The following is a 9,696-nucleotide window of genomic DNA, read 5'->3' on the forward strand; positions in this document are numbered from 1 at the left end:
CCTTCCTCTCCTTCAGATAAAGAGCTTGCGCAGGCGCTGGGACAGGATGTCGATGGCACTCACCACCAGGATGATCACGATCAGCAGCGCGCAGGTCTGGCCGAACTGGAAGCCGCGAATGGCCTCCCAGAGGATCACGCCGACACCGCCGGCGCCGACCATGCCGACCACCGTGGCCGAGCGCACGTTGGACTCGAAGCGGTACAGCGAGTAAGAAATCCACAGCGGCAAGACCTGCGGGATGACGCCGAAAATCACCTCCTGCAGCGCACTGGCGCCAGTGGCGCGCACGCCTTCCACCGGGCCTGGATCGATGGCCTCGACCGCCTCGGCGAAGAGCTTGGCCAGCACCCCGGTGGTGCTGATGAAAAGCGCCAGCACGCCAGCGAACGGGCCAAGGCCGACCGCGACGACGAAGAGCATGGCGAAGACCATCTCGTTGATCGAACGGCAGGCATCCATCACCCGGCGCACCGGCTGGTAGACCCACCAGGGCACGATGTTCTCGGAGCAGAGGATGCCCAGCGGAATGGCGCAGACGATGGCCAGTACGGTGCCCCAGAGGGCGATCTGTACGGTGACCACCATCTCCTTGAGGTAGTGCTGCCAGTTGCTGAAGTCCGGCGGGAAGAAATCGGCGGCGAAGGTGGCCATGTTGCCGGCATCGCGCACCAGCGCCAGCGGGTTCATCTCCGCGCCCTGCCAGGACCAGGCGAGCACGGCAAGGAACAGGCCCCAGCCAATCAGTTGCGGCCAGCTACGCTTGCCGTCGGTGACCGGGGTGGCGGTGGTCAGTGTGGTCATGGGTCATTCTCGATACTGTGGGAGGCGCTTTAGCGGCGGCCTTTCGAGAGCCGCCCCGCTCTTGCGGGGCGGCTGCGAGGCTCAGCCGGCGCTGGCGCCGTTTTGCTGCTCGAGCTCAGCCATGCGCTGCTGCAGCTTGGCCAGTTCGGCATCAAGCTCCTTGAGCTGAGCCTGCTTGTCGGCGTCCTTGAGCCCGGTGTTGTTGGCTACGTCGGTGCGCTTCTTGAACAGTTCGAGCTGACGGATCGGCAGCAGCTGGTCGTTGTCCGACGCCTTGAACTGACCCCATTGCAGGCCGGCGAGCACCTTCTTCTCCTCCGGCTTGGCGCCGTAGGTCATGAAGAAATTACGCAGCTTGTCGCGGGTTTCCTGAGGCAGGTTCTTGCGCCAGACGATGGGGTCGGACGGGATCAGCGGCGATTGCCAGATGACCTTGAGCTGGGCGGCCTTATCCGGAGCGGTCACTTCCAGGCGCTCCATCCCTTCGCTGTTGAAGGTGCCGACATCGACCTGCTTGTTGGCCACCGACAGGGCATTGACCTCATGGCTGCCATTGAGCGAGCGCTTGAAGATCTTGCCGGCGTCGACGTTGTTCTTGGCGAACACGTAATAGCCCGGTACCAGGTAACCAGAGGTGGAGTTGGGATCACCGTTGGCGAAGGTCAGATTCGAGGCGTTCTTGAGCACGTCCTCGACCGAGTTGAGCGGGCTGTCCTTGTGGGCAACCAGCAGGCTGTAGTAACCCTGAGCGCCATTGGCCGCGACGGTCTGGGCGAAGATCTCGCCACCGGCACGGTCCACCGCTTCCATGGCCGACTTGTTGCCGTACCAGGCCACGTCGACCTTGTCGAAGCGCATGCCCTGGATGATCCCGGCGTAGTCCGGGGCGAAGAAAGCGTTGATCTTCAAACCGGTCTGCTTGCTCATGTCGGCCAGGAAGGGATCCCACATGGTCTTGAGGTTCTGCGAGGACTCGGTGGAAATGATGCCGAAATTGAGTTCCTCGGCAGCCTGGGCCGAGCCCAGCAGGGAGCCGGTGACGAGCGCAGAGGCAGCCAGCACCTGGCCGATACGTTTGAACATGGAGCACACTCCTGTTGCTGATTGGCGTTGGTATTTCGAATGAGGGAACTGAGCTCAGGCCTTGGCCAGCGTCAGCGGACGCTCCATGGCGCGGGGGCGCTGCCCTTGCGGCAGCAACAGGCTGATATCGAGATCGCCACCGTAGAGGTCGTTGAGGAACGTGGGATTGAAGCCTTCGGTGGGGCCATCGAAATGGATGCGCCCACCCTTGAGTGCCACGGCACGCTGGCAATAGCGCACCGCGTAATCGACTTGATGCAGGGTCACCACCACCGTCTTGCCGTCGCGGCGGTTGATATCGGCGAGAATCTCCATCACCTTGCGCGCCGACTCCGGATCGAGCGAAGCGATGGGCTCATCGGCGAGAATCACCTCGGCCTGCTGGCACAGTGCACGGGCAATGGCCACGCGCTGCTGCTGGCCACCGGAAAGGGTCGAGGCACGCTGCCCAGCGAACTCTGCCAGCCCCACCCGCTCCAGCGCCTGCAACGCACGCTGCTTCTCTTCGGGGTTGAACAGACCAAGGCTGCCGCGCCAGCGCGGCATACGGCCAAGGCCACCGAGCAGTACGTTCTGCAGCACGCTGAGGCGCCCGACCAGATTGAACTGCTGGAAGATGTAGCCGATCTCGGCGCGCTGACGACGCACACCACCATCAAGCCGCCCGTCGGCTTGCACCTGGCGCCCAAGCACCTCGATGCTGCCGGCATCACCGCGAGCCAGGCCGGCCAGATGCCGCAACAGCGTGGATTTTCCCGAGCCAGATGCCCCGATCAGCGCTACCATCTCGCCCGGCTGCACCGACAGGGCCAGATCGAAAAGCGCCTGCTTGCGGCCGAAGCTTTTATTCAGACGGTCGACTCGAATCGCTGCGCTCATGTGCTGGCCCTCTACTATCATTGACGAACAGAGGGCGCTTCGGCTGCCTTCTGGTGTAGACCAAGGTAGGCAGATCCTGTGTCAGAGCTGTGAAGCAGTCGTTACGTTTAGGTGACCATCGCTTGAATCTTTTGCACGCCAAGGCGTCGAACGGGAGGACTAAATGCTGAATAGTGCGCATTTCTGACAGCCGGTGCTGGCATAAAGCCTGTACCTGAAGCACAATGTGACACGTATTTGGCGTCAAGGAACTGTTCAGATGACCTCGTGGTCATAATGACGCAGAACGCGATACCGGTTGAACGGCTAGTGCGAAAGACGGTCAAACCGGTGACAATCTCGACACTGACTACCAGTATCGCTCCCTGAACTAACCGGTAATGTATGCGCCCTATGAAACAGGCTATTTATTCCAGCCGCACGGCTGACAAATTCGTCGTTCGCTTGCCCGATGGCATGCGTGAGCGTATTGCTGATGTAGCACGCAACCATCACCGCAGCATGAACTCTGAAATCATCGCCCGTCTGGAGCAGAGCATGCTGCAGGAAGGCGCTCTGGATGAGGATCTCAGCCTGCGCCTCGACAGCCCCGAGCTGAGCCTGCACGAGCGCGAACTGCTGCAACGTTTCCGTCAGCTGTCGCGCCGCCAGCAGAATGCGCTGGTTGCCCTGATTGCCCACGACGTGGAGATGGCCGCCGAAGAAGCCTGAGGCGCGCTGAACCAGAAAAAACCGGCCTTGCGCCGGTTTTTTATTGCCTGCCATTTACGCCAGTGGTGCTGACAGGCATTCAGCGCGGAGCGAACTCCGCGCCCTGCTCAGCCAACGAAGCTGAGCAGCACCCCCGCCGCCACTGCCGAGCCGATCACCCCAGCTACGTTCGGCCCCATGGCATGCATCAACAGGAAGTTCTGCGGGTTGGCCTCCAGGCCGACCTTGTTCGACACCCGCGCCGCCATCGGCACCGCCGACACCCCCGCCGAGCCGATCAGCGGATTGACCTTGTTGCTGCTGAACAGATTCATCAGCTTGGCCATCAGTACGCCCGCCGCCGTACCCGCGCAGAACGCCACCATGCCCAACATGAGAATGCCCAGGGTCTTGAGCTGCAGGAAGGCTTCTGCCGACAGCTTCGAGCCCACGGTCAGCCCGAGGAAGATGGTGACGATATTGATCAGCGCATTGCGCGACGTATCAGCCAGACGCTCGACCACACCCGCCTCGCGCAGCAGATTGCCGAGGGCGAACATGCCAATCAGCGGCGCGGCATCGGGCAGCAGCATGCCGATCAGAATGCACAGCACGATGGGGAAGAGGATCTTCTCGGTCTGCCCCACTGGACGCAGTTGCTGCATGACGATGGCGCGCTCCTCCTTGGTGGTCAGCGCACGCATGATCGGGGGTTGCAGCAACGGCACCAACGCCATGTAGGCATAGGCCGCGACCGCGATCGGACCGAGCAGATCAGGCGCCAGCTTGGAGGTGACGAAGATCGAAGTCGGCCCATCCGCCCCGCCGATGATGGCGATGGACGCCGCCTCCTTGAGGGTGAACTCCATGCCGGGAATGCCCAGCGCGGTGATCGCCAGAGCACCCAGTAAGGTGCCGAAGATACCGAACTGCGCGGCAGCCCCCAGCAGCAGGGTCTTGGGGTTGGCCAGCATCGGACCGAAGTCGGTCATGGCGCCAACACCAAGGAAGATCAGCAGCGGGAAGATACTGGTCGGCAGACCCACTTCATAGATCAGGTGAAGGAACCCCGCGCCCTCGGCCATGTTGGCCACCGGGATGTTCGACAGCAGCCCGCCGAAACCGATGGGGATCAACAGCAGGGGCTCGAAGCCTTTCTTGATCGCCAGGTAGATCAGCAGCATGCACACCGCGATCATGAATGCCTGGCCGGGTTCCAGGTGATACAGGCCGGTGCTCTGCCAGAGCTTGAGCAGCTTTTCCATTATGCGCCCCTCAGCCGATGGTCAGCAGGCTGTCGCCCACCGCCACCACATCACCCACCTTGACCTTGACGGCACCGACGGTGCCAGCCTTGAAGGCGCGAATCTCGGTTTCCATCTTCATCGCTTCGAGGATGATGACCAACTCGCCCTCTTCGACGGCCTGGCCCGGCTGCACCAGCACCTTGAAGATATTGCCGGCCAGCGGAGCCGCCTGCGGCTCGCCCGCACCGCTCGCCTGCACCGCCGCGGCCGGAGCGGAGCTGACCGCACCACCAAGCGGCTTGATACCTTCGATATCCCCGCCTTCATTGACCTGCACGACGAACGACTTGCCATTGACCTCGACGGTGTAGACCTCGGGCTTGCCGGCCTCGCGGGCGAGCGCTTCCTTGCCAGTCGGCGCCGGCTCGAAGGCAGCCGGATTGCCACGGTTCTCGAGGAACTTGAGGCCGATCTGCGGAAACAGCGCGTAGGTCAGCACATCATCGATTGCCTCGGCTGCCAGCTTGATGCCTTTTTCCTGAGCAATGCCCTTGAGCTCGGCGGTGAGCTTGTCCATCTCGGCGTCGAGCAGATCAGCCGGGCGGCAGGTAATGGCCGCGGCGCCATCGAGCACACGGGCCTGCAATTCGGCGTTGAAAGGCGCCGGCGCGGCGCCGTATTCGCCCTTGAGCACCCCAGCGGTCTCCTTGGTGATCGACTTGTAGCGCTCACCGGTGAGCACGTTGATCACCGCCTGGGTGCCGACGATCTGCGAGGTGGGCGTGACCAGCGGAATGAAACCGAGGTCTTCGCGCACACGCGGGATTTCAGCCAGCACCTGGTCGAACTTGTCCTGGGCGCCCTGCTCCTTGAGCTGGCTTTCCATATTGGTGAGCATGCCACCCGGCACCTGGGCGACCAGGATGCGCGAGTCTACACCCTTGAGATTGCCCTCGAATTTCGCGTACTTCTTGCGCACCTCGCGGAAGTACGCGGCAATCTCTTCCAGCAGCTCCAGGTTCAGCCCAGTGTCGCGCTCGGTGCCCTGGAACATGGCCACCACCGACTCGGTCGGCGAATGACCATAGGTCATCGACAGCGAGGAGATCGCGGTGTCGACATTGTCGATGCCCGCCTCCACAGCCTTGAGAATGGCCACCGACGACAGCCCAGCCGTGGCGTGGCACTGCATGTGAATCGGAATCGACAGACTGGCCTTGAGGCGCGAAACCAGCTCGAAAGCGGTGTACGGGGTGAGAATCCCGGCCATGTCCTTGATCGCCACCGAGTCGGCGCCCATGTCCTCGATCTGCTTGGCCAGGTCGACCCACATCTGCAGGGTATGCACCGGGCTGGTGGTGTAGGAAATGGTGCCCTGGGCGTGCTTGCCCTGCTGCTTGACCGCCTTGAGCGCAGTTTGCAGGTTGCGCGGGTCGTTCATCGCATCGAACACACGGAACACGTCGACACCGTTGACGGCGGCGCGCTCGACGAACTTCTCCACCACATCATCGGCGTAGTGGCGATAGCCCAGCAGATTCTGCCCGCGCAGCAGCATCTGCTGACGGGTATTGGGCATGGCTTTCTTCAGTTCGCGGATACGCTCCCAGGGGTCTTCGCCAAGGTAACGAATGCAGGCGTCGAAGGTCGCGCCGCCCCACGACTCCACTGACCAGAAACCGACCTGATCGAGCTTGGGCGCGATCGGCAGCATATCCTCCAGACGGACACGCGTCGCCAGGATCGACTGATGAGCGTCACGCAGCACCACATCGGTAATTCCGAGTGCTTGTTTTACGGCAGTCATGCAGGTACTCCCTCTGAACCTGATCAACCGCGGCGGGCGCGGTGCTGGACAATAGCGGATTGGATGGCGGCCAGCGTTTCTGCATCCGGCTCATGGCTGGCCGGCTTGGCACTGGGCATTGGAGAGGAAACGACAGAGATCGGTGCGGGCGGAGCGAAGGTCGCAACCAGACGGGACATCAGGCTGACCACGCCAACCAGCAACACCAGAAAGACAAACACGAAGCCCATGCCGAACAGCATGAGTTCGACACCCTCGAGCAGCAGTTCACTGGGGGTCATCTTGGCTCCTTTGGCCAGCAGCTCGGCGGCTGCATTCATTATTTGATCAGGAGCGCCCGGCACCTAGGCCCGGGCAAAGCTGCCGAACCTTAGCCTGAAACGAGCGTTTCAGGCAAACCACATAAGGGCTGAACGAAGGATTTATGTAGTGGTTTCGCCGCATTCACTACCAAAGAACTAGAACGCCTTGGCAAAGCTCGCCCTAGCAGACCGCGCGAGCTGGGCTATCGAGCGCCGCAGCGAGGGCCAGGAAGCTCTTGAAATGGTGGGTTTCATCTCCCGAACAGAGGCTCGGTTCGCGGATGAATTGCGACGGGCTTGCGCGACCCATGCGCTGCGCGCCCCTGATCGCACTCATGGCGCTGCGGGTCATCGGCAGGCGCAATTGCTGCACGCAACTGGAGGGCAGCCGGATCACCAGGGGCACGGCCTTTCTGGACACCCGGCACCTGCTCGCGCCGATGAACTGAGGTTACAGCAGGAAGATCGACGCCATTCCGAGGAAGATGAAGAAACCGCCGCTGTCGGTCATGGCGGTGATCATCACGCTGGCCCCCATGGCCGGATCGCGCCCCAGGCGTGCCAGCGTCATGGGTATCAGCACCCCCATCAGCGCGGCCAGCAACAGGTTCAGGGTCATCGCAGCGGTCATCACCACGCCCAACGACCAGCTGTCGTACAGGTAATAGGCCACCCCACCGATCACGCCACCCCAGAGGATGCCGTTGATCAGGGACACCCCCAGCTCCTTGCGCACCAGGCGCGCGGTATTACCGGTGCTGACCTGATCGAGCGCCATCGCGCGCACGATCATGGTGATGGTCTGGTTACCCGAGTTGCCACCAATGCCAGCAACGATGGGCATCAGCGCCGCCAGAGCCACCAGTTTCTCGATCGAGCCCTCGAACAGGCCGATCACCCGTGACGCCAGGAAAGCGGTGACCAGGTTGATCGCCAGCCAGGCCCAACGGTTGCGAACCGACTTCCACACCGAGGCGAAGATGTCTTCTTCCTCGCGCAGACCGGCCATGTTCAGCACTTCGCTTTCGCTTTCCTCACGGATCAGGTCGACCATCTCATCGATGGTCAGACGACCGATCAGCTTGCCGTTCTTGTCCACCACCGGGGCGGAAATCAGGTCGTAACGTTCGAATGCCTGGGCGGCGTCATAGCCGTCCTCGTCCGGGTGGAAGCTGACCGGATCGTCGGCCATGACCTCACCAACCTGCTTGTCCGGATCATTGACCAGCAGACGCTTGATCGGCAGCACGCCCTTGAGCACGCCGTCGTAATCGACCACGAACAGCTTGTCGGTATGCCCCGGCAGCTCCTTCAGGCGGCGCAGGTAACGCAGCACCACCTCCAGACTGACGTCTTCGCGGATGGTGACCATCTCGAAGTCCATCAGCGCGCCGACCTGATCCTCCTCATAGGACAGGGCCGAGCGCACACGCTCACGCTGCTGGGCGTCGAGGGACTCCATCAGCTCGTGAACGACGTCACGCGGCAGCTCCGGCGCCAGGTCAGCGAGTTCGTCGGCGTCCAGATCCTTGGCTGCGGCGAGAATTTCGTGATCGTCCATGTCGGCGATCAGGGTTTCTCGGACCGCGTCGGACACTTCCAGCAGGATGTCGCCATCGCGCTCGGCCCTGACCAGCTGCCAGACGGTCAGGCGGTCGTCGAGCGGCAAGGCTTCGAGGATGTGGGCGACATCAGCGGGGTGCAGATCTTCGAGCTTGCGCTGCAGCTCGACGAGATTCTGACGATGTACCAGGCTTTCTACCCGGTCGTGATGCTGGCCTTCCTGACGATGGGTCAGGTCTTCGACCAGTCTGTGCCGATGCAGCAGCTCGATCACCTGGGCCAGGCGATCCTGCAGGCTCTCTTGCGGCTTTTTGGCTTCTACTTCAGTCATGGCGCGCTCCACCCCCAGCTGGCGGGCACGCCAAAGGGGATCAATCAGGTCTTACACGATTGTGCGAGGGGAGTATTGAGTAACTACTGGGTAAGTCCATGGTGGTATTCCACAAGCCCCGGCGGGGCTGACGCGGCGAATGATAACACCGCAAAACAGCTTTGTACGTGACAAAAGCGCGGCAAGAACAACTGCTTGCATCGCAAACTTCGATCTCGCATGAAACCTGGCTATGCGACGCCGGCCGCTCGCACGAGGACACCCTGGCGAGCAGGAAAAAACGGTCTAACCTGAAACAGGCAAACGTCACGGAGGACGCCTCATGCAAGGACAGCATTGGGCAGCGCTATTTGCCGCTGCACTTCTCCACTGTATTGAAGACAGCCATGCCGCCAGCGTGTTCCGCTGCGTGGGCGCAGACGGCCATGTCACCTTCACCCGCCACGGCTGCGCCAGCGATCAGGAACAGTACCTGCAGGACACGCGCAACCATACGCCAAGCAGCGGCAAGGCAATCCCCCTGGCGACCCCTGGCCGACGCACAGCAACCACCTCGGCAAGCAATGGCGAGCTGATCATCGTCGGCCAGCAGGACGATGGCTGCGGCAACCTGCTGAGCAGCAGCGAGAGACGCCAGGCGATCATCCGCAAGGACGTTCGCCGCGGCATGAGCCGGAGCGACGTGGAAAGCAGCCTGGGCAAACCGGACAGAGTCACGGCCAGCAATGGGCAGGAGCGCTACCACTATCGTGAAAAGCGCAAAGGCGGCAACAGCCGACAGGTCAGCTTCGACGAAGCCGGGTGCGTGAAGAAATAACGCACAAAGAAAAAGGGCCTGCATTTCTGCAGGCCCTTTCGATATGGCGGACTCAGGAGGATTCGAACCTCCGACCGCTCGGTTCGTAGCCGAGTACTCTATCCAGCTGAGCTATGAGTCCGGTCGGTGCTTTTATACCAGATCACCTCTGGTTGATTCGCCAGCCTGGCTTG

General features: G+C 62.0%; 10 protein-coding genes and 1 tRNA gene. 2 read left to right on the forward strand and 9 right to left on the reverse strand.

Annotation, left to right across the window (positions count from 1 at the left end):
- Positions 1-12: 12 nt before the first annotated feature.
- From phnE to phnC, 3 genes are all read right to left on the reverse strand, one after another.
- Positions 13-804 (reverse strand): phosphonate ABC transporter, permease protein PhnE, encoded by a 792-nt coding sequence (gene phnE / locus PCLY_RS13030; RefSeq protein ID WP_061240034.1) that lies wholly within the window; start codon positions 802-804, stop codon positions 13-15.
- An 81-nt stretch (positions 805-885) separates the two neighbouring features.
- Complete coding sequence (gene phnD, locus PCLY_RS13035; protein WP_061240035.1) at positions 886-1,887, reverse strand: phosphonate ABC transporter substrate-binding protein; 1,002 nt, start codon at positions 1,885-1,887, stop codon at positions 886-888.
- A gap of 54 nt (positions 1,888-1,941) precedes the next feature.
- Complete coding sequence (phnC, locus tag PCLY_RS13040; protein WP_061240037.1) at positions 1,942-2,766, reverse strand: phosphonate ABC transporter ATP-binding protein; 825 nt, start codon at positions 2,764-2,766, stop codon at positions 1,942-1,944.
- A 384-nt stretch (positions 2,767-3,150) separates the two neighbouring features.
- Here phnC and PCLY_RS13045 point away from each other — a divergent pair, with 384 nt between their 5' ends.
- Complete coding sequence (locus tag PCLY_RS13045; protein WP_061240039.1) at positions 3,151-3,477, forward strand: Arc family DNA-binding protein; 327 nt, start codon at positions 3,151-3,153, stop codon at positions 3,475-3,477.
- 107 nt (positions 3,478-3,584) lie between these two features.
- Here the strand turns inward: PCLY_RS13045 and PCLY_RS13050 are convergent, their stop codons facing one another.
- The 5 genes from PCLY_RS13050 to mgtE all read right to left on the reverse strand — a co-directional run bounded on the left by PCLY_RS13050 (position 3,585) and on the right by mgtE (position 8,706).
- Positions 3,585-4,721: a sodium ion-translocating decarboxylase subunit beta gene (locus tag PCLY_RS13050; protein ID WP_061240041.1), complete on the reverse strand. Its 1,137-nt coding sequence runs from the start codon at positions 4,719-4,721 to the stop codon at positions 3,585-3,587.
- A gap of 10 nt (positions 4,722-4,731) precedes the next feature.
- Positions 4,732-6,510: a sodium-extruding oxaloacetate decarboxylase subunit alpha gene (oadA, locus tag PCLY_RS13055; protein ID WP_061240043.1), complete on the reverse strand. Its 1,779-nt coding sequence runs from the start codon at positions 6,508-6,510 to the stop codon at positions 4,732-4,734.
- A 23-nt stretch (positions 6,511-6,533) separates the two neighbouring features.
- Entirely contained in the window at positions 6,534-6,791 is a 258-nt protein-coding gene (locus PCLY_RS13060; RefSeq protein WP_061240057.1) for an OadG family protein, read from the reverse strand.
- A gap of 202 nt (positions 6,792-6,993) precedes the next feature.
- Positions 6,994-7,218 (reverse strand): hypothetical protein, encoded by a 225-nt coding sequence (locus PCLY_RS24855; protein ID WP_156458597.1) that lies wholly within the window; start codon positions 7,216-7,218, stop codon positions 6,994-6,996.
- 45 nt (positions 7,219-7,263) lie between these two features.
- Positions 7,264-8,706, reverse strand: coding sequence for a magnesium transporter (gene mgtE, locus PCLY_RS13065; protein ID WP_061240045.1), 1,443 nt, complete (start codon positions 8,704-8,706; stop codon positions 7,264-7,266).
- 322 nt (positions 8,707-9,028) lie between these two features.
- On the opposite strand from mgtE, the gene bamE reads away from it, so the two are divergent.
- Entirely contained in the window at positions 9,029-9,523 is a 495-nt protein-coding gene (gene bamE / locus PCLY_RS13070) for an outer membrane protein assembly factor BamE domain-containing protein (protein WP_061240047.1), read from the forward strand.
- Between the two features lie 44 nt (positions 9,524-9,567).
- Here bamE and PCLY_RS13075 read toward each other — a convergent pair.
- Positions 9,568-9,644: transfer RNA gene (locus tag PCLY_RS13075), tRNA-Arg, on the reverse strand.
- Positions 9,645-9,696: the final 52 nt, after the last annotated feature.

The organism is Ectopseudomonas composti (assembly GCF_001567565.1).
GTDB lineage: Bacteria > Pseudomonadota > Gammaproteobacteria > Pseudomonadales > Pseudomonadaceae > Aquipseudomonas > Aquipseudomonas composti_A.